Annotated in this window: 16 protein-coding genes and 1 tRNA gene; 6 read left to right on the top strand and 11 right to left on the bottom strand. The window is 57.5% G+C overall.

Translation table 11 applies throughout. The annotated features are described in order from the left end of the window. Nucleotides 1-134 precede the first annotated feature (134 nt). The 6 genes from DXC79_RS09715 to DXC79_RS10325 all read right to left on the bottom strand — a co-directional run bounded on the left by DXC79_RS09715 (nucleotide 135) and on the right by DXC79_RS10325 (nucleotide 5,155). On the bottom strand, nucleotides 135-923 hold the full coding sequence (locus tag DXC79_RS09715) for a hypothetical protein (RefSeq protein WP_035137757.1): 789 nt from the start codon (nucleotides 921-923) through the stop codon (nucleotides 135-137). After that, nucleotides 920-1,738: a hypothetical protein gene (locus DXC79_RS09710; protein WP_117564851.1), complete on the bottom strand. Its 819-nt coding sequence runs from the start codon at nucleotides 1,736-1,738 to the stop codon at nucleotides 920-922. Before DXC79_RS09710 ends, DXC79_RS09715 begins: the two co-directional genes overlap by 4 nt. After that, complete coding sequence (locus DXC79_RS09705; RefSeq protein ID WP_035137759.1) at nucleotides 1,738-2,658, bottom strand: ABC transporter ATP-binding protein; 921 nt, start codon at nucleotides 2,656-2,658, stop codon at nucleotides 1,738-1,740. The genes DXC79_RS09710 and DXC79_RS09705 overlap by 1 nt, the downstream gene beginning before the upstream one ends. A gap of 701 nt (nucleotides 2,659-3,359) precedes the next feature. Continuing rightward, nucleotides 3,360-3,689, bottom strand: coding sequence for a helix-turn-helix transcriptional regulator (locus tag DXC79_RS09700; RefSeq protein WP_052044110.1), 330 nt, complete (start codon nucleotides 3,687-3,689; stop codon nucleotides 3,360-3,362). 8 nt (nucleotides 3,690-3,697) lie between these two features. Beyond that, on the bottom strand, nucleotides 3,698-4,234 hold the full coding sequence (locus DXC79_RS09695; protein WP_035137761.1) for a hypothetical protein: 537 nt from the start codon (nucleotides 4,232-4,234) through the stop codon (nucleotides 3,698-3,700). A 327-nt stretch (nucleotides 4,235-4,561) separates the two neighbouring features. Then, entirely contained in the window at nucleotides 4,562-5,155 is a 594-nt protein-coding gene (locus DXC79_RS10325; protein WP_084591805.1) for an ATP-binding protein, read from the bottom strand. Between the two features lie 291 nt (nucleotides 5,156-5,446). On the opposite strand from DXC79_RS10325, the gene malQ reads away from it, so the two are divergent. Then, nucleotides 5,447-7,024 (top strand): 4-alpha-glucanotransferase, encoded by a 1,578-nt coding sequence (gene malQ, locus DXC79_RS09685; protein WP_255413272.1) that lies wholly within the window; start codon nucleotides 5,447-5,449, stop codon nucleotides 7,022-7,024. Nucleotides 7,025-7,152: 128 nt separating this feature from the next. After that, nucleotides 7,153-9,420, top strand: a complete 2,268-nt coding sequence (gene glgP, locus DXC79_RS09680; protein WP_233503101.1) for a glycogen/starch/alpha-glucan family phosphorylase — start codon at nucleotides 7,153-7,155, stop codon at nucleotides 9,418-9,420. Between the two features lie 456 nt (nucleotides 9,421-9,876). On the opposite strand, the gene DXC79_RS09675 is transcribed toward glgP, so the two are convergent. The 5 genes from DXC79_RS09675 to DXC79_RS09655 form a co-directional block, all read right to left on the bottom strand. Next, entirely contained in the window at nucleotides 9,877-11,076 is a 1,200-nt protein-coding gene (locus tag DXC79_RS09675) for an ABC transporter ATP-binding protein (protein WP_117636044.1), read from the bottom strand. Nucleotides 11,077-11,144: 68 nt separating this feature from the next. Beyond that, on the bottom strand, nucleotides 11,145-11,984 hold the full coding sequence (locus DXC79_RS09670) for a carbohydrate ABC transporter permease (RefSeq protein WP_055252175.1): 840 nt from the start codon (nucleotides 11,982-11,984) through the stop codon (nucleotides 11,145-11,147). Next, complete coding sequence (locus DXC79_RS09665) at nucleotides 11,984-12,838, bottom strand: carbohydrate ABC transporter permease (RefSeq protein WP_099432301.1); 855 nt, start codon at nucleotides 12,836-12,838, stop codon at nucleotides 11,984-11,986. The genes DXC79_RS09670 and DXC79_RS09665 overlap by 1 nt, the downstream gene beginning before the upstream one ends. An 87-nt stretch (nucleotides 12,839-12,925) precedes the next feature. Next, the gene (locus DXC79_RS09660) at nucleotides 12,926-14,242 is read right to left on the bottom strand and encodes an ABC transporter substrate-binding protein (protein ID WP_055252173.1); all 1,317 of its coding nucleotides are present in this window, start codon (nucleotides 14,240-14,242) and stop codon (nucleotides 12,926-12,928) included. A 306-nt stretch (nucleotides 14,243-14,548) separates the two neighbouring features. Then, a complete protein-coding gene (locus DXC79_RS09655; protein WP_055252172.1) occupies nucleotides 14,549-15,268 on the bottom strand; it encodes a GntR family transcriptional regulator in 720 nt (239 codons plus the stop codon). Between the two features lie 227 nt (nucleotides 15,269-15,495). Here DXC79_RS09655 and DXC79_RS09650 point away from each other — a divergent pair, with 227 nt between their 5' ends. The 4 genes from DXC79_RS09650 to DXC79_RS09635 all read left to right on the top strand — a co-directional run bounded on the left by DXC79_RS09650 (nucleotide 15,496) and on the right by DXC79_RS09635 (nucleotide 20,245). Then, nucleotides 15,496-17,946: a PTS transporter subunit EIIC gene (locus DXC79_RS09650; RefSeq protein WP_158551011.1), complete on the top strand. Its 2,451-nt coding sequence runs from the start codon at nucleotides 15,496-15,498 to the stop codon at nucleotides 17,944-17,946. A gap of 127 nt (nucleotides 17,947-18,073) precedes the next feature. Next, nucleotides 18,074-19,087 carry a polyprenyl synthetase family protein gene (locus DXC79_RS09645; RefSeq protein ID WP_117636042.1) on the top strand — a complete coding sequence of 338 codons (1,014 nt, stop codon included), beginning with the start codon at nucleotides 18,074-18,076 and terminating at the stop codon, nucleotides 19,085-19,087. 139 nt (nucleotides 19,088-19,226) lie between these two features. After that, nucleotides 19,227-20,132 carry a peptidoglycan-binding protein gene (locus tag DXC79_RS09640; RefSeq protein WP_187361857.1) on the top strand — a complete coding sequence of 302 codons (906 nt, stop codon included), beginning with the start codon at nucleotides 19,227-19,229 and terminating at the stop codon, nucleotides 20,130-20,132. Between the two features lie 38 nt (nucleotides 20,133-20,170). Beyond that, nucleotides 20,171-20,245, top strand: a tRNA-Gln gene (locus DXC79_RS09635). Nucleotides 20,246-20,865 lie beyond the last annotated feature (620 nt).

Raw genomic sequence — 20,865 nt, 5'->3', positions numbered from 1 at the left:
CAACGCGTTGCGCTGAGTCCTGAGTCTGTTGCAATGAAGATGAGAATCAAGGATTGCGACAGTTTCACTTCGCACCATCTCCATTTCCAACCAAATCCATATCGACCCTCAGACGCTGCGCATACGCCAGCGCACTACCTTCTTCGATAAAAACTGCACGAAAGCAGCAATAGACATGCGAGCGACACGATGACCGCATGGCCGCATGCAGCCATCAGGACCGTCCCGCCGGCAGCCCCGCACGCCCTCATCCAATAAGCCATGTGAACCGGGGGTAAAACGGTTGGGAAACTCATCGCGATAACAAGGCCCGCGAACGTTGCGACCAGCAAGGCTCCCGACACAAGAGATCTGATCCTGAACACCTCATATGCAACCGCAACCATCAGCGTATAAGCGGCGTCTATAACGATATTCGACAGGAGTGCCGAGGTCACATTACCAACCGTAAGGCTGTCTAGACCGCTTCCGGAGCACACGGCAAAGACCGCAGCGACACCGAGAGTAAACACGATGTAGGGGCACAGCGTATACACTTCGCAAGCCAATGTCTTTGCCGCAAACAGCTGCCAGCTGCGGAAGCCCCGAGCAATCGAAACTCCCCTTGCCGACACGCTCGTCGCATCACCGAATAGCGTCCCCGCCACAACAACAGAGACGATTGGGAAGAACACCGTATGCGCCATGGAGACGACACTTAGCCAGGAAGAGATACCCGTTGGCCCAACCCCTATCGAGAAAAGATAGCCCGGATCGGCGGAAAAGCCAAAGAACTGGCCCTCTCCCCCTGCGGAGACCCATGCGCCGGACCCGGCAAACACATAAATCCCCGCGATGCCCAAATACATCAGCGCTATTATCACGGCGAGTTTCATTCTCCTTGCGCGGAACAGTTCCGCCCTGACCGACATCCCAAGATTCATCGAACCGCCGTCCTTACAAATAGCGAGACGAGCGCAACTCCAACCGACACAAGCACAGTGCCGCCCGCATACAGCAAAACCTGAATTACACCAACATTCTGCATACTCAGGGAACACAGGTTCATCAGGTAATACACGGGCGAGAGCATGAGCAGCAAGCTGGGCTGACCGCTTCCGTATGTACTTGGGAACCACACCATCACAAATGTCGAAACCGCTATTGCAACGACGCTGCTCGCCACCACACTCCTCGTGAGCAAATACAGGGCGAAGGTAGCGGCGTACATCGAAATGAGCAGCAGCGCGATCATCAGCGCAATCGATACAAATTGGGCAAACCCTGAGCACGAGGCCCCAACGTCCCATTGGGCCATCTTGGTTAAATACAGCGCAGTCGTAGAAAGAAGATACACGGCACCGACCAGAGTGCAGTTCACCAACAGCTTCGTGATCACAATCGCCGCCTGCGACACCCCTCGCGATCTCGATACGGCGTAAGCCACGGATTCAAAGTCTCTCGACGTAGCGTAAACCGCGTAGAGAATCGTCACCGGAATCCAGACCACTGTAGACGCAAAAGACGTCCGGGCAACAGAGCCCAAAACGTCCCCTGCATCCACTAGGTTTCCAATAAAACCTATAGCCCCTCCAAGCGTATACGGGTCATCACCGGCGACCATGATCAGCACCTCAGACGAAGTCGCAGCCGCAACCACATACAGCACAGCCGCAAGCGCAATCATCAGAGCGGTCGCCGGGTGCCTGGCGAGCAACCATACCTCGCTCCGAAAAGCTGAGATGAACTCGCGTTTCATCACAGCTCGCTCTCTCGACCGATGAGCTCCGAATAAAACTCCTCAAGGCTCTTCCTATGAGAATACGCCTCCGCAACCCTCACACCTGCGGTCGAGAGCGCTTCGATTGCAATGCCCCGCCCTTCCTTTTTCTCCTCATAGCGCATAAGGACGCTGCCGTCCGGCAGAAAAGAATGTGAGGTCTCATCTCCGAGAACCGATCTCGTTCGCTCCAGATCGTCCACATGCAACACGAAACCACCGCGGCATGACTTTTCCAGCTGAGGTGCGGTCATCCTTCGAATGAGGCGACCATGACTTATGAAGAGGTAATCAGTTGCCAGCTTGTGCATCTCCTCAAGATTGTGGCTGGATACGAGAATCGTTTTACCTTGATCTTTGTTAAGATGCGTAAGGATTTTTCTTACTTCGACTATCCCCATCGGATCCAGGCCGTTTGTCGGCTCGTCCAGGATCAACAGCTCCGGATCGCCCAGCAACGCTATGGCCAGATCGAGACGCCTCCTCATTCCCATTGAGAAGTTCTTCACTTTCTTCCCGCCGGCCTCCCCCAAACCGACGGTTGATAACACACCGTCGATGGAACGATCGGTGGGAAGCCCCCACTCAATACAGCGAACGACCAAGTTGTCTCGCGCGGTCAGATTAGGATACGAAGCATTGAGGTCGGGCATATAACCCAGCCTTTCCCTGCAGCTCCGTATTTCACGTCTCCCGGTTTGCCCAAACATCGAGATCGTTCCTGACGATGGCTCCGAAAGCCCCGTGATCAATCGAATTAACGTGCTCTTGCCGGCACCATTCTCCCCAATGAGTGCACACAGCTCGCCTTCCATTAAAGAGAACGAGACTGATTTAACCGCTTCAAACCCGCCATATCTCTTGGATATGGCACGCAATTCAACTGGGACTTCCCGCATGGACGACATCCTCCCCGTCAATAAAAAGGGACGACATGGCAATTGTGCGGGGTTATAGGTAACGTCGGTTCGCCCCCCATATTGCAATGCCACATCGCCCCTCAGGCGCTGCTGGCCAAAATATCTTTGAACAGTCTGTGCACGCCGTACGGCGTGCACTATCCGCTAAAAGCGGATAGTGCACTCCTGTGAAGAACACTTGGTGCTGCAGCTGCCGTGCGCGTAAAAGAAGCAATTGCTGCACATGGGCTCAGCCCCGGCTGACGGCTCGGTAATCCATTCCATTTCATTCCCCTCCTTTCGCGGTAGAAAGCCAGTTCATCTCTGCCCCCTAGAAACGGAACGTGCAGGACTGATTGGGGCACCTCTTCGTGCATCCCCCGTGCGCGTAGAAGAAGCAGTTGCCGCACGCGGGTGCAACGCCTTCCTCCGGCTCGTTAATCCAATCCATCTCTCCCTCCTTTCCTTGCATACCGAATTGATAATGTTATTCTAATTCGATATGTATCATATTTCAATATAAGCTTATTTATATATTACACAAGGTAAGCACCCCCCTGCATCCAGCACAGGAAATGACTCTCTCGTTCCCCAGTGACGCGGCGAGAAATACAGGCCACTGCAGGACGTTGAATGAACAGCCCGTGAAAACCGTTGTTTTCACGGGCTGCACCTGCTCAATACTTTTTTATTCTCCAGCCTCAGTCGTCTCTAAGATCGACCACGTAAACATGATCTGACTCCAGGACCGGGTCATCACCCGTCGCGGTCGCCCTGCTCAGCGCGTTGCGGGCGCGCCGCGTCGCCAGTTCCTCAAGTTCTCTTTCGTTGACGCGCTTAATAAGATCGCCAGGCTGGCAATCAAGCTCTACGCAAATATCCAGCAATGTCTTTAACCTAATTGCCTTCACCTTGCCATTTCGTATTTTTGAGATACTTGCCGGTGTGTGCCCGGTCGCCCGAATGATATCCGTACTCGTCTTTCCGCGTCGAAGCAATAAGCTTTCAAGCTCAATAATCAGATAGTCCATGCCGCCCCTCACACCAAATCCTCGGTCTGGTCTTGAAGCAGAGCTCCGTAGCGCCATATCGCAGAAATCGAGAAGCAGCAAACGGCCCCCAGCACAGCACCAATATCTATGGGCAGGGCCAGGTTTTCAAACATCGAATAGGCGTTCCCCAGCAAGTCGAAGGGGCCAATCACTATCGAAAGAAACCCCGGAGAAAACAAGAGGTCACCTATTGCCGCTGCAACAAACAGCCACCCGATAATCGAGATTCTTCGAGCATGCGAAAGGGTAAAGGGCGATTCGCCATGAGCCATGTCCATGCTGATTCCCCGCAGGGTCCATGTGGCCCCTCCGGAAATCAGAAGATACATCAAAGGAACCACTACGGAAACCGTCTTTGATGGATCATATAGGTTTCCTTGAGCAGCCATAAGCCCAATGGAAATAACCACCACCACCGAACAGCAACACACCGCTATAAACAGCGCCGTAAACAGAATCCCAAGCCTTCTTCCGAGAGTCATCATCTTCTGGATGGACTTATCGATCTTCTGGGCGCTATTCACCACAGCTCCTCCTAAAGCAATCAGAGGTCTTCTTACTTACTGTTTTTCCTACATTGTAACGAACTCGATAAGAAGAGGGTCGCTTCACGCCGCGCAATCCCGAACTCCAAGCGTTTCTCATCAGCATTGCCCATCTTTCGAGTCGAAATTCAAATCCAGTTTCTTATCGCATGCTGAAATCAACCCGAACTGGATGTGACTGGAAAACAGCGCGCTGCGTCGGTCGCGCTTTCCCGAGCGACTCTGGCACAACAGACGATATGAGTTGAACATTGGGGCCTCTCCCCTTGCAGCTCTCTCGTGGGTCGGGCGACAATGGTCGTACCATCAACCGCGGCCGCGCGCTGCGGGCCCTCGGCCTCGGCTGCGTCGTCGGGGCGGTCCCGAAGATGCACCGGCCCGCGGCCGACCGCGGCCGCAAGAACGACCGCCGCGACGCCGAGTGGCTGGCACGCATGCTGGCGCGCCGCAACGTCGTCGAGGTGTGGGTCCCCGACGAGCGCCCTCGAGGACGCGCGCGACGACCTGCAACACGCCAAGCAGCGGATGTCGAAGTTCCTGCTGCGCCACGGCCTCGTCTTCGACGAGACGACGCCGGCCGGCAGGCGCAGGGGCGCCTGGACGGGGGCCTACTGGGACTGGACGGAGTCCCTCTCCTTCGACGAGCCCGACGACGCCGCGGCCTACGAGCACTACATGGACGGAAATGACCTGGTAGAGAACCCTCGCACCGTCTACGTCGCAGGGGACGTAGACGAACTCGTCGAGCACGAGCAGCCTCGCGGGCGACACGTCGTTCAACAGTTTCGACAGCGTTCCCTTGCGCTTCGCGTTGCCGAGCTCGAGAACCAGCTGCGCGGTCTGCCAGAACCTGACCGACATGTCCGCGGCGACCGCGCGCATCGTGAGGGCGACTGCCATGCGCGTCTTGCCGCGCCTGGACTTACCGAAGAAGACGAGGTCTTCGCGCGATTGTTTGTGTCAACGGCCAACTGAATGTGAACCCTTCTTGCATTGTTGCAACCTGGCTGGCAGCCGGTCTTTAATGACGACGACCATTGTCGCCCGACCCACAAAAGAGCCGCAAGGGGAGGAGCTCCCAATGTTCAACTCATATCGTCTATGGCGCACTACCATTCACCGAAAGTCGGGAACTTTTTCATTCTCTCTATACATGTTTAAACAACATGTTCTACAATAGGGACAATAGCAATGGAAACTCGGGACGAGCCGTCTATCCATCTACGGCGCAGCCCCTTATTCAAAAGGACGGTGAGTGCATCCATGGAGCGTGCAAGCGGCGTTCTGATGCCCGTTTCGTCATTGCCCGGACCTTACGGTATCGGCGGCTTTGGCTGGAACGCCTATGACTTTGTCGATTTCCTCGCCTCGTGCAAACAACATTACTGGCAGATTCTCCCCCTTACGACAACGAGCTATGGCGACTCGCCCTATCAGTCGTTCTCGGCCCGTGCGGGCAACCCCAATTTCATCGACTTTGCCGAGCTTATCGAGGCCGGCTATCTGGAGCAGTGCGATATCGACGGCGTGTACCTGGGCTCCGACCCCAGCAATGTCGACTATGGTGCCATCTTTGGTGGCCGTCGTCAGATTCTCGACCGCGCCGCCGAGCGCTTTGCCGCCGACAAGCCGGCCGACTTCGACGACTTTGTCCAAGCAAACGAAGACTGGCTCATCCCCTACTGCGAGTTCATGACCGTCAAGGAGGAGTGCGGTCTCAAGGCCTTTTGGGAGTGGCCCGCAGAGCTCCGTACCCGCGGCGAGGCTTCTGCCAAGGTCTGCGCCGCCCATCCCGCGCGCATGCTCTACCACCAGATGACGCAGTACTTCTTCAATCGTCAGTGGAGCCGCCTCAAGGCCTATGCCAACGAGCGCGATATCCTCATCATCGGCGACCTGCCCATCTATGTCTCGCGCGACTCCGTCGAGATGTGGGCCACGCCCGAGCTCTTTAAGATCGACGCCGCCGGTAATCCTGTGAGTGTCGCCGGCACGCCGCCCGACCAGTTCTCGGCCACCGGCCAGTACTGGGGCAATCCCATCTACGACTGGGACGCCATGGAAGCCGACGGTTTCTCCTGGTGGGAGGGCCGTATCCGCGCCGCCCTCGACATGTACGATGTCATCCGCCTGGATCACTTCCGCGGCTTCGAGGCCTATTGGGAGGTGCCGTTCTCCTCACCCGATTCGTCCTACGGTTCGTGGACGCAGGGCCCCGGCCTCAAGTTCTTCAAGACGCTCGAGGAAAAGCTCGGCACGCTGCCCATCATCGCCGAAGACCTGGGCTTCCTCACCCCCGGCGTCATCGACATGCGCGACAACTCGGGCTTCCCTGGCATGAAGATCCTGCAGTTTGCCTTTGAGGGCACCAACTCGTACTACCTGCCGCACAACTACATTGCCAACACCGTCGCCTACGTGGGCACCCACGACAACGAAACGGCGCGTGGTTGGTTTGAGGGAACGGCCACCCCGCGTCAGCGCGAGCAGGCAGCCCTGTACACCCATCAGCAGGCCGGCGAACCCATGGCAGATGCACTCAATCGCACCATCGCCGCCAGCGTAAGCGACACGTGCATCTACACCATGCAGGACCTGCTCAACTTGGGCAATGAGGCGCGCATCAACACCCCTGCCACGCTGGGCGGCAACTGGACCTGGCGCATGCTCGACGGCGCCATCACCCGCGAGCTCGAGCACAAACTCACCGACTGGACCGAAACCTACTTCCGCATCCCGTCGGAAGCTGAAATCGAGCTTCCTCAATAGGAGCTACCGCGCCCGACCCCTCCCCACCGTGCGGACGCGCTTGCTTTTCCCGCGCGAGGCCACCCCAATCCCCTCGCGCGGGCTTCTTATGAATTGCAGACATGAAACAACCCATCACAGGAGGAAACATGCCCCAAATTAACCTCATGGAACTCGCCGAGCAGTCTTTTGGCACCTCGCTCGAGCAGCTCGACGACCGTCGCATTTACAAGCTGCTGGTCAAGCTCGTGCAGGAGCGCTCTTCCGCCTGCCCGCTCAACAATGGCAAGAAAAAGCTCTACTACATCTCTGCCGAGTTTTTGATTGGCAAGCTGCTCATCAACAACATGATCGACCTTGGCATCTACGACGAGGTTAAGGATCAGCTCACCGCCGCAGGCCACGACCTCAACAAGATCGAGGAGTTTGAGGTCGAGCCGTCGCTGGGCAACGGTGGCCTGGGCCGTCTGGCCGCATGCTTCCTGGATTCCATCGCCACGCTGGGCTTGACCGGCGATGGCGTGGGCCTCAACTACCATTACGGCCTGTTCCGCCAGCGCTTTGTCGATAAGCAGCAGAAGGCCGTCCCCGATGAGTGGCTTGGCGAGCAGGACATCCTGGTCGATGACGACCGCTCCTACACCGTTGAGTTTGGCGATTTTGCCGTCACCTCCAAGCTCGTCAACATCGATGTGCCTGGTTACGGCCAGCCCACCAAGAACCGCCTGCGCCTGTTTGACCTGGCAAGTGTCGACGATGGCCTGGTCCCCGGCAGCTCCATCGACTTCGATAAGACCGAGATCGCCAAGAACCTCACCCTGTTCCTCTATCCGGATGATTCCGACGAGCAGGGCCGTCTGCTTCGCATCTACCAGGAGTACTTCATGGTGAGCAACGCTGCCCAGCTCCTGATCGACGAGGCTGTCGAGCGCGGCAGTAACCTGCACGATCTGGCCGACTACGCCGTGGTCCAGATCAACGATACGCATCCCACCATGGTCATTCCCGAGCTCGTTCGCTTGCTCACCACCGAGCATGGCATCGAGTTTGACGAGGCCGTGACCATCGTACGCTCCATGGTCGCCTACACTAACCACACGATTCTTGCCGAGGCCCTCGAGAAGTGGCCGCTCGCCAGCCTGCAGAAGGTCTCCCCTGCCATCGCCGACATTATCGTCAAGCTCGATGAGATCGCGAAGGCCGAGCACGATGACCCGCGCGTCGCCATCATCGACGAATACAACACCGTCCACATGGCCCACATGGACATCCACTTTGGCTTCTCCATCAACGGCGTAGCCGCCCTCCACACCAAGATACTTGAGGACACCGAGCTTCATCCGTTCTACGAGATCTATCCCGAGAAGTTCTCCAACAAGACCAACGGCATCACCTTCCGCCGCTGGATCCATGGTGCCAACCCCGCGCTCGCCAGCCTGCTCGACGATGTGATCGGCACCGATTGGCGCAGCACCGGCGATCTGAGCAAGCTCGCCGAATTCGCCGACGACAAGGACGTTCTTGAGCGCCTGGCTGCCACCAAAGTCGAGGCCAAGAGCATCATGCGCCAGTTCATGGCGCTCGAGCAGGGCGTGACCATTCCCTCCAACGCCATCATCGATGTTCAGGTCAAGCGCATCCACGAGTATAAGCGCCAGCAGATGCTCGCGCTCTACATCATCTGGAAGTATCTCGACATCAAGAACGGCAACAAGCCCGCTCACCCCGTCACCATCATCTTTGGCGGCAAGGCGGCACCTGCCTACACCATCGCCCAGGACATCATTCACCTGATCCTGACGCTGTCGCAGTGGATTGCAAACGACCCCGACGTGGCGCCCTACCTGCAGGTTGTCATGATCGAGAACTATAACGTCACCGCCGCCGAGCGCGTGATCCCCGCCGCTGACATCTCCGAGCAGATCAGCCTGGCCTCCAAGGAGGCAAGCGGCACCTCCAACATGAAGTTCATGCTCAACGGCGCCCTAACCCTGTGCACGCTCGACGGTGCCAACGTGGAGATTGCCGAGCTCGTGGGCGACGAGAACATCTACACCTTTGGCGCCTCGTCCAAGCAGGTCGAGCAGCTCTACGCCGACGGCACCTACGATGCCGGCGCACTCTACCGCAAGCCCGGCATCAAACTGCTGGTGGACTTCATCACCAACCCCGCCTTTATGGCGACCGGCAACGCGGAGCGCCTGCAGCGTCTGCACGACGACATCAAGGGCAAGGACTGGTTCATGGCCCTACTCGACATTGAGGAGTACATCCAGACCAAGGAGCGCGTGCTGGCCGACTACGAGGACCAGGACGCTTGGATGCGCAAGGCGCTCATCAATATCGCCAACGCCGGCACCTTCTCGTCCGACCGTACGATCTCCCAGTACAACGACGAGATCTGGCACCTGAGCTAGCTCATTCCCCTTACCCATCCTCTTGAGAAACGGAGTCGTGGCAACACGGCTCCGTTTTTTGTGCCCGCACGTTACCCTGTGACCCGACTCTGCCTAACAATCTCGATCTGTAACAACTACTCAACCAAAACGATCCCAGCTGTTACAGATTGAGACATACCGGCCCCTCCCCTTGGGTTTATCTCAATCTGTAACATCTAGCAGGTGAAATTCGCCTTTGGTGTTATAGATTTAGATGAAATGGTTAGCTCAGCGGAACCGTCTCGATCTGTAACATCTAACGTCCGAAATCGGCCCTATCCGTTACAGATCGAGACAAACGACCGGTCAGACAGTCCCAACACAAAGAAAGGCTCCCCTCTCGCCCAGTGGACGGGAGGGGAGCCTTATATGTGACCGCGGCAAAAGGATGGCAATACCGCAGTCGCCCAAAGGAAGGGCCTGGTTGCACCGGGCCTAGATAAGGTTCTTGCCAGAGACCTTATCGAAGAGGTGGGTCGCGTTCTTCTCAAACTTGAACCAGATGGGGTCGCCCGCCTTGAGCGCGCCCTTGGCCTCGAGGTCGACAACGGGAATGATCAGGACAAACTGGCCGTCGGGAGCAGTCACGTGGACATGCTCGGTCGAGCCCATGAGCTCGGTCACCTCGACGGTACCCTGGAGCGCGCCCTCCTCGTCCTTGTCGGCAAGCAGAATCTGCTCGGGACGCACGCCGGCCGTGATCTCCTTCACGTCGCCGCCGTCCCAGTTGAGAGCAAGCTGAGCGCAGGTCTCGGGGGCGAGCGCCACGTTCATATCCTCGGTCTTGACGGTAAAGCCGTTGCCCGAGCGCACCAGCTGGGCATCGAAGAAGTTCATCTGCGGCACGCCGATAAAGCCGGCGACGAAGATGTTCGCGGGATGGTTGAAGACCTCCTGCGGGGTGGCGATCTGCTGGACGACGCCGTCCTTCATGACCACGATGCGGTCGCCGAGGGTCATAGCCTCGGTCTGGTCGTGAGTAACATAAATGAACGTGCCCTTGATCTCGTGGCGCAGCTTGATGAGCTCGGCACGCATCTGGTTACGCAGCTTGGCGTCCAGGTTGGACAGCGGCTCGTCCATCAGGAAGACCTTAGGATCACGCACGATGGCGCGGCCGATGGCGACGCGCTGACGCTGGCCGCCCGAAAGCGCCTTGGGCTTACGGTCGAGGTACTCGGTGATGCCCAGGATCTCGGCAGCGGAGCGAACCTTGCGGTCGATCTCGTCCTTGGGGACCTTCTTGAGCTCAAGCGTAAACGCCATATTCTCGTACACCGTCATATTGGGGTATAGAGCGTAGCTCTGGAACACCATGGCGATGTCGCGGTCCTTGGGCGCCACGTCGTTGACACGCTTGCCGTCGATGAACACATCGCCGGAGGTGATGTCCTCTAGGCCGGCGACCATGCGCATCGTCGTGGACTTACCGCAGCCAGAGGGGCCAACGAGGACGATGAACTCCTGGTCGTGAACGGTGAGGTTGAAGTCCTCTACAGCGAGCACACCGTCCTCGGTAACCTTGAGGTTGTGCTTCTTCTCCTCGGTCTTCTTCTTTTTGCCAAAGAAGCCCTTCTTTTTTGACTCGTTGTTGGGATACACCTTCTGAACATGTTTGAGAACGATCTCGGCCATGTCTCTACCTTTCGATACGCGGCGCCGCGCTGAGGGGCGCCGCCAAAACTTGCAAAACAGTTACGGCATCAGCCCTTGACGGCACCTGCCACCACACCGTCGATGATGTACTTCTGGCAGAAGATGTACATGATGACGATGGGGACAACGACCATCATGATGCAGGCCATCATGGGGCCGAGCTCGACGTGGCCATAGCCGCCGCGGAAGTACTGGATCAAAATAGGAATGGTCTTGTACTTGGTGGAGTCGAGCGTAAGGTAGGGCAGCAGATAGTCGTTCCAGACCCACATGGTCTCGAGGATGCCGACCGAAAGATAGGTGGGCTTCATGATGGGGAGAACGATCTTAAAGAACACCTGGACCGGGTTGCAGCCGTCAATCATGGCCGCTTCCTCAATCTCGAGCGGGATGTTCTTGACGAAGCCGGCGAACATAAAGACCGCGAGGCCCGCGCCAAAACCGAGGTAGATGAAGCAGATGTTAAACGGCGTGTTAAAGCCGATGCGGTCCGCGAGGTTGGACAGCGTGAACATGAGCATCTGGAACGGTACGACCATCGAGAAGACGAACAGGTAATAGAAGAAGTTCGAGATCTTGCTGTTGACGCGCACCACGTACCAAGCGCACATGGAGCAGCACACCAGAATCAGCACGACCGACGTGACCGTGATGATGAGCGAGTACATAAACGCCGAGGCAAAGCCCTGCTCGTTCAGAGCGTGCACGTAGTTTGCGAGGCCGTTGAACGTCTCGGGCGTGAGCAGATCGAACGCCGTGGTGGTGCTGATTGCGGTCGCTTTCTTAAAGGAATTGAGCGCAATCATGAACACGGGGTAGATCCATGCGAGCGACAGGATCGTAAAGAAGATCGAGAGCGCGCGGTTGATAGCCTTATCGCGTTTCATTACTGCTGCACCTCCTTGGACCTCGTGGCCTTAAGCTGGATCATAGAAATAGCGACAACCAGGATGCAGAAGATAACTGCCTTGGCCTGACCGATGCCCTGCCATGCGATGCCAGCACGCGAATAGAACGTGTTGTAGATGTTCAGGGCGAGCATCTCGGTGGAGTGCGCCGGGGCGCCACCGGTAAGGGCAAGGTTCTGGTCGAACAGCTTAAAGCCGTTGGTGATGGACAGGAACAGGCAGATGGTGATGGTCGGCATCAGGTTGGGGATCTTAACCTTCCAAAACGTCTGCCATGCCGTAGCGCCATCGACCTTGGCGGCCTCAATGTAGTCAGACGGGATGGACTGCAGACCGGCGATGTAGATGATCATCATGTAGCCGACCTGTTGCCACAGGGTCAGGATGATAAGGCCCCAGAAGCCAGCGGCGGAGTTGAGGGCGATAAGCTGGGCACCCACGTTGGAGAGCAGGCAGTTGATCAGAATCTGCCAAATGTAACCCAGTACAATGCCGCCAATCAGGTTAGGCATAAAGAAAATCGTACGGAAGATGTTGGTGCCCTTGAGCGCCTTGCGAGTGAGCGCCTGCGCAATGGCCAGCGCGATCACGTTGATGAGCACCGTCGACAGGAAGGCAAACGCCACGGTAAAGAAGAACGACGTGGAGAACTGCGGGTCGGTCAGTGCGCGCACGTAGTTCTCGATACCGACAAAGTGCGCGTTATTGATGGTAATAAACTGGCAGAACGAGAGATAGAAACCCTGGATAAAGGGAATCACGAACCCGATCATAAACGCCAGGCACGTGGGCAGCATAAAGAGCGGCCACCAGCGCTTGAGTGCTTTGCCCATAGAAGGGTCCTTTCAATATGCAGGGGGCGGGCAAACCTACGTCTGCCCGCCCCCTGTCGCTAATCAGATAGCTTGGGCAGCAACTGCTTACTCGGAAGCAGCCTTCTCGGTCTTCCAGCCATCGACGAAGGCGTTCTTGACGCCGTCCCACTTGGTGTTGTCGGCAGCATAAGCGATGAGAGCCTGCTTGAGGTTCTTCTTCCACTCCTCAGAGGGGATGTAAACGAAGTCCCAAGCAACGGTCTTCTTGCCGTCCTTGGCCATAGCAACGGCCTGCTGCGAGAAGACGTTGGTGGTCTCCTTAGCGCTCTTGAACGGGGCGGTCAGACCCATCTTGTCAGCGATGATGCTGGTGGCGGTGTCAGAAGTGACGCACCAATACATGAAGTCCTCGGTGGCCTTCTGGGCATCCTCGGAAGCCTGGGAGCTGACGCACCAGTAGTTCTCGCCGCCGGAGCACAGGCCCTGGTTCTCCTCGCCGTCGACGCCGATGTAGATCGGCAGCATGCCGAGCTGGTCGTCGGTCATACCGGCCTTGGTGAGGTCGGCGTAGGCCCAAGAGCCGTTCTGGTAGAAGACGGCCTTGCCGGTTGCGAACTCGTTGGTGGCGTCGTCACCGGTCTTGGAGGCGAGCTGCGAAGGATCGCAGGTGGAGTCGGTGATATACAGGTCGAAGATCTGCTTAAAGTTGTCGAGATACTCGCCCTTGATCTCGTCGTCCTCCTGATTGTGCTCCTTCTCGAACTCGTAGTAGAGCGGGAGGTTGGCGAGGTGCGTGGTGTAGCGCCAGCTGGAGGAGTCATCCATACCGGCGGAAGTGAAGGCACCGTCAACGCCGAGCTCGTCCTTGCGGGCCTGGATGTCATCGGCGCAAGCCTTCAGCTTGTCGAAGGAGTTGATATCCTCGGCCTTGTAGCCGGCCTTCTCGAGGAGCTCCTTGTTGTAGATGATGCCGTAGCTCTCCTGAACCCAGTCGATACCCAGATCCTTGCCGTCGGACTGCAGCGCCAGGGAGTCGTCGATGAGCTCGCCGCGGAGCTTGGTGTCGGAAAGATCGGCGCAGTAGTCCTTCCAGTTCTTAAGGCCGGTGGGGCCGTTGACCTGGAACAGCGTCGGAGCGGAGCTCTTGGACATCTCGGACTTGAGCTTCTCCTCGTAGGTGTTGGAGGCGGCGGTCACGATCTTGACCTCGACGCCCTTCTCCTTCTTGTACGCCTTGGCGATCTCCTTCCACTCCTTGTCGACCTCGGGCTTGAACTGGAGGAAGTAGACCTCGGCAGCGTCACCAGAAGCAGAGGAGCCAGAGCCGGCAGAACCACCGCAGCCCACGAGGCCCAGACCAAGAACCGCAGCCGCGGAACCAGCAAAGCCCAGGAACTGCCTTCTGCTCATTTCGTTCTTCATTACAATCCACCCTTTCACACCGTGGCGGCACCCTTTGCCGCCGCCTTCGGAGATTGGCTCGGGGACTTTGCCCCTTTTGCTGACTTGTACAATACGCTATTTGGCTAGTTGTTTGAACAAGTATTACTAGAGCGGTAGAAAAACTTCGGTGAACGGTAATTTCGACTTGATACTTGACAAGTTTTGTATAAACAATTATTTGTTATCGAATGCAGAGAAAACGCCCGATCAAGCCGATGCATCGTCGGTTTGACCGGGCGTTTTCGCTTTGAGGGCATGAGTCTCGTCAGGCTGCGAGCTAGCCGGCTATCGCTTGGAATTGACGCGGTAATGGAAGATCTCGGGGTGTGTGCGGGCATGCGTGACCTCGAACAAGATGCCGTCCGAGGTGTACGACTGGCTCTCCATAACGGCGACGCAGTTGTACTTGCCGAGGTCCAGATAGCTGCAGTCTTCATCGTTGGCGAGCTCGACACTCACCGTACGACGGCTCGCCATCACTTTGACGCCGCGCTTGTGCTCCAGATAGCCGTAGATAGAATCCGCCGCGATCTCGGGGGTCAGGCCCTTGGCGATCGACGCCAAAAAGTAGCCATGGTCCACTTGGCGCGCGCTGCCGTTGAGGCTTCGGACACGCACGACGCGAATCAGCTCCTCGCCCACCTTAAAGCCCAGGCGACGAGAGAGTTGCTCAGTGCAAATCAAATGTTCAAAAGACTTGACCTCGGTCGATGCGACGGCATTGTTGCGTTTTGCGAACTCGCCAAACGACTCAACCTCTTCGAGTGCGCCCAGCATGTCGGTTTCGCCCTTAAGCCAAATAACGCGCACGCCCTTACCGTGTATAGGCTGCACAAACATCTGGTCGGCCAGCATGCTCAAGGCGCGTCGAACGGTATTGCGCGTGCAGCCAAACTCCGCGGTCAGCTCGGCTTCGGTTGGCAGCATCTCCTGAAACGCATAGGTCCCGTTGATGATGCGCGAACGGATCTCGCGGTAGATTCCTTCGTAAATCGCTTTTGGCATGATTTCACCTCTAATGAATATGTATGGCTAGGCACGATAGCATTTCTTTGGGTTGTTTAAACCGTCTATCGGCAAAGCACCGATTATTAACTGTCAACGGCGCCCGTGATGCTCCAATCGATTCGAATCAAAACCAACAATGCGGCGAACGCTCACTCCCCTACAATTAACTCATTGTTTAAACGTTCCACCGCAGACACGGCGGGCTTATGGTCGAGAGGCAGAATATGCTGCAAAAAATCCAACGCTTTGGCGGGGCAATGTTCGCGCCCGCCATGCTGTTTTCTATATCAGGCCTCATGGTCGGCATCTCCGCCCTCGCCACGACCGTAGACATCGTCGGCGACCTCGCCGTATACGGAACCCCTTGGTACGTTTTCTGGACCATCATCCAGCGCGGCTCGTGGACGGTCTTTAAACGTCTCCCGCTCCTTTTTGCCGTAGCGCTGCCTATCGGTCTTGCCCAAAAGCAACCGGCACGCTGCTGCCTCGAGGCACTCGTGGCCTATTTTGCCTATTGCTTCTTTTTGAGCGAGATCATTAAGCTGAGCGGAGACAACCTTGGGCTTAAGTACCCATCATCTTTGACCCCCGCCAGCGGTATCACCGTCATCGACGGCATCAAGACGCTCGACACCGGCATTATCGGCCCGCTGGCGGTATCGGCAACCGTCGTCGCCATCCATGACCGCTTCTACGATGCCAAGGTTCCCGATTGGCTCGGCACCTTCTCGGGTTCCTCGCTGGTCTACCTCATCAGCTTTTTTGCCGTGTTTGCCCTTGCCGCCATCTCGGCCGCCATCGTGCCCTTCGCATACGCCGCGACCGAAACGCTGCGCCACGCACTTGCGGGCGTCGGCCCCTTCGGCGTGGGCATCTTTGTGTTTTTGGAGCGAGCACTCGAGCCCATGGGGCTGCACCACCTGCTCTATATGCCCATCTATTACGACAATCTGGTCATTCACGACGGTATTTACGCCACGTGGACCAACCTACTCCCCATTCTCTCCCATAGCACGCGCCCTTTAAATGAACTTGCGCCCTGGGCAGGTTTTACCGCCACCGGCTGGGGCAAGCTCTTTGGCCTTCCCGCCATCGCGGCAGCATTCTATTTCACCGCCAAACCCGAACGCCGCGCCGGCCTTAAGGTCATCCTTTTGCCCGCCATCGTCGCCTCGGTGGTCTGCGGTGTCACCGAGCCGCTCGAGTTTCTCTTTATGTTCACCTATCCTGGACTCTTTTTGCTCTACGCCGTCCTATCCTCCTGCCTTGCCATGACCATGAACTTCTTCGGTATCGTCGGCATCTTCTCGGGTGGTCTCATGGAAATGACGGCCTTCAACTTCATCCCACTCATGCGAATGCATGCCGGCTCCTACCTTTTGGCGCTCGGTATCGGTCTTGCCTTTAGCCTCATCTTTTTTGTTAGTTTTCGAGCACTCATTTTGGTCTATGACCTTAAGACGCCGGGCCGCGAGGATCATGTCTCCAATCGCGCGGCAATCGATCGTTTAACGGGAAGCGGCTTTGCCAAAGAGCAATCTCCCAATGGCGAGGTCAGTATTCAATCCGATCAAGATCACGTCCTCGCTGAGCGGGTAATTCAGCTTTTAGGTGGCGTTGGCAATATCGTGGGCGCAACCAACTGCGCCACGCGCCTGCGCGTCGAGGTCGCAGACCCTTCCATCGTTGCAGATAACGCGTCGTTTGTCGCGGTGGGCGCCAAGGGCCTCATCATTACGGGCAAGACCGCCCAGGTGATTATCGGCATCTCCGTTCCCCGCGTTAAAGAGCATTTTGACCAGATCATGGGCCTCGAGCCGGGATTTGTGCCCACCACCTCGGCCTCCCCTGCCGCCAGCGCAGCCCATAAGCGCGGCGATATCTGCTTCTTCGATATCGACGGAACACTCGCCTGGCAAGACCCTCGAGCGGCACAAGAGCTTCCCGAGAGCGAGCGAGACCTCTCCCCCTATCCCAATGAAGCGGTCTCGCAAGCCATCCGTAATTTTGTCGCCAAGGGCAATATGGCGTTTATCTGCACAGGGCGCACGCTGAGCTGCATCCATCCAAAGCTGCTCGATCTGCCCTGGACTGGCATCGTCTGCCTCGCGGGTGGCTATGTCGAACTTGAGGGACACGTGATCCGCGATTTGGCGATGACGCCCGGTATGCTGCAGCGTCTTGCTCCCATTCTTGAGCAATCGGACGAAGTGATTCGTTTTGAGGGACTCAATGGCGTCGTTCGCATGGGTGCCGATGCGCCCGACGCCCCCGGATACGCCCGCACCGTGGGCGATGCAATTACGCAGCTGCAACATTACAGCGCCTACAAGATCTTAATGTCCACGTCGCTTGCCAACCGCATCGCTCAGGATCAAACGTTTGAGCCGCTGCTCTGCTTTAACGAGCTCGAGCTCGAAGTGACCGAGATTTCGCCTCGCGAATGTACCAAGCGCGAGGGTATCCAGTCCGTACTCGACGCTCTCGACCCCAATCATGGAACGGTGTATGGCATCGGTGATGCCAGCAATGACATCTCGCTGATGAACGCCGTCGACGTCGGCATCGCCATGGGCAATGCACCGGACTTCCTCAAGGAAAAGGCCGACTATGTCACCGACAGCATCGACCACGACGGCGTCGTCACCGCGCTCGAACACTTTGGGCTTATCTAGCCAAGCCCCTACCGCACTTGCGGCCGCATGGACCAATCGTCTTCAACCGCCGCGCTCGACGCCCTAATGTGGCAATATGTTGTCTGCATAATGCAACGATGCAACCTATCAAAGAATGCGAGAACCCGTGTCCAGTCCGTTTACCAGCTTTTTAGCCCAGCACTTTGACCAGATTAATGACTATCTGGCCACGTTCTTTGACGGACAGGCGACCTCTGCCGATATCGAACGCTACCTGTACGCGCCGCTCTCGGCTTTTACGGCCAACGCCGGCAAGCGCCACCGCCCGCTTATCTGCATGCTCGCCGCAACCGCAGTGGGCGGTAGCTTTGAGAGCGCCCGCAGCGCCGCGGCAGCTATCGAGCATTTCCAGTCAGGCGCGCTGATTCACGACGACATCGCCGACAACGGACAGCTTCGTCGAGGCAAGCCCTGCATGCACCTTACCGAGGGCACGGGGCTCGCCATCAATTGTGGCGACCTGGCGCTCACCATGGTCACCAAGACGGTTCTCGACGATCCCACGCTCGAGTCCGACGTGAAGCTGCGTGTGCTCCACGAGCTTACCGAGATGATCGTCCGCACCATCGAGGGTCAAGCGCTTGACCTGGGTTGGGTCCGTGACGAGCGCTTTGATATCTCGGTTGATGACTACCTGGACATGGCGACGCACAAGACCGCGTATTACAGCGGAGCCACGCCGCTTGCCGCCGGAGCCATTATCGGCGGCGGCAGCGAAGAGCAGGTCGAGGCGCTACGCGCCTTTGGCCTGCACACCGGCCTTGCCTTTCAGATTCAGGACGACCTGCTCAACTTGGTCGGCACCAAAGAGGCCGCCAACAAGGACTTCCGCACCGACATCACCGAGGGTAAACGCACGCTCGTTGCCGTGCACGCCCTGTCTGATGAGCGCCATCACGACGAGGTCGAGGCAATCCTTTCCTCGGACACCGAGGACCCTGCGCAGCTCGCACGCGCCGTGGAGATCTTCCAGGAAACCGGCTCCATCGATTACGCCCACACCTATGCGCTCGACCTGACCGCTAAGGCCAAGGCCGCTATCGAAGGCGTCGAGCTCGACCCGCATGCGCGCGAGCTCTTCCTCTCAATGGCAGATTTCTTTGTGGAGCGTCTTAACTAGCGGGGGTCATAAAACCTGTGGGCAGCGAGTTTGGGTACAAGTTGCTACACTATTGAGTGCATGTTTATAAATTGTCTCGCGTTGTCTATCCGACACACGCTCAAAATAGTACGAATGGTACGCCGAAAGGGGTTCGTTCATGGAACCTATTACCACGGGCATGCAGGGAGCAGCCGTCGAGGATGTTCAGTCCCGCCTTCTGCAGCTCGGCTATACAATCGATGACGCCGAGGTTGTCGACAAGCGCTTTGGCACCACCACCGAGCAGGCCGTCAGCACCTTCAGGCTCGACAGCGGCCTTGCTGCCGGTCATGCCGTCGATATCCCCTGTTGGAGCGCCCTGGTCGACGCCTCGTATAAGCTGGGCGACCGCACTCTGTATCTGCGCATGCCCAATTTCCATGGCGCCGATGTGCAGGCCCTGCAGCGCGCTCTCAACGTTTTGGGCTTTGCCTGTGGCGAAGACGACGGCTACTTTGGTCCGCATACCGAGGCCGCCCTGCAGCAGTTCCAGGAAAATGTCGGCCTGTTTGCCGACGGCATGGCCTTCCAGGACACCTACGCCTACATCAACCGCCTGCACCATGTGTGGGAGGGCAAGCCCTCGGTCACCGAAGCCGAGTCCCGCATCGGTTTTGCTCGCGCCGCCAACGTGCTCGAGCGCTTCCAGATCGCCGTTATCGGTGAGGACCCCATCGCACGCAGCGTTGCTTCGCGCATGTGGAACATCGCCACGGCAACGACCGACAACAGCGGCATGATGCTCTGCGACTCCGAGGTCCCAACCGACGTTGACCTGGTGCTCGAGATCGCAAGCGACGAGCTGCCCGCCGACGCCGCGCCACGCGCCACGATTGCCCTCGCCGAGTGCCATAACCTGGCCCAGCGCATCCGCACCGCCAATGTCGCCGCGCAGCAGAAGCCGGCTCGCATTCGCATTGAGCTCACGGGCATGACGCGCTACAACGGCACCTTCACGGCCAGCGACGCGCAGACGCTCGCCGTACGCCTACTCGACGGCGTTTGCGATGCCCTCGCAGATTAGGTAAACTAGACGAGTTGCTTTTGGGCAACACCACACATTGGGACGTAGTTCAACGGTAGAACTCCGGTTTTTGGTGCCGGCTGTTGGGGGTTCGAATCCCTCCGTCCCAGCCATTAAAACTGAGCGCCCTAAGCCCATAACGGCCCAGGGCGCTTTCTTGTGGGCAAGCGGAGGAATTCGAACCCGCAAGGGTGCGGAGCTGAGGAAACGCGAAGCGTTTTCCAGCGCAGCACGCAAGGAGCGAAGCGACGCAGCGGGGCGCGGCCGCCGACCAGGCGGACGCGGAATCCCTCCGTCCCACACCAGCCAAGAGCCCCTCACGTCAAGCAAATCGAGCCAACGCCGCCAAGCGGAGGGATTCGAACCCGCAAGGGTGCGGAGCGATGCAGCGGGGCGCGGCCGCCGCAGGCAGACGCGGTGTCGGCACTTGGGGACGCTCCTAAGTGCCGGCATTATAGGAACGTCCCCAAGTGCCGGCTCGGGACTATTTTCGAGGACCCTCCGAAGGACTGTGGCCAAAAAACGGCAAATATGAGTACTGTCACCGTTGTAGCTACATTATTTTCGTTAATAAAAGAAGATCTTAATGAGATTTATTCGCATCAAGGTCTTCCTTTAATGAACACTTGAGGAGATACGGCAGCTTATCTGCTCGATCGACACGTCAAATCACCTTAAATGTGGTCAAAATTACTGCTACTAAAAGAGTATCAGTACTCATATTTGATGTTTT

Source organism: Collinsella sp. TF08-11AT (assembly GCF_003437035.1).
GTDB lineage: Bacteria > Actinomycetota > Coriobacteriia > Coriobacteriales > Coriobacteriaceae > Collinsella.
Note: the sequence above shows the minus strand (reverse complement) of the source record. Positions and strands in the feature narration are given on the sequence as shown.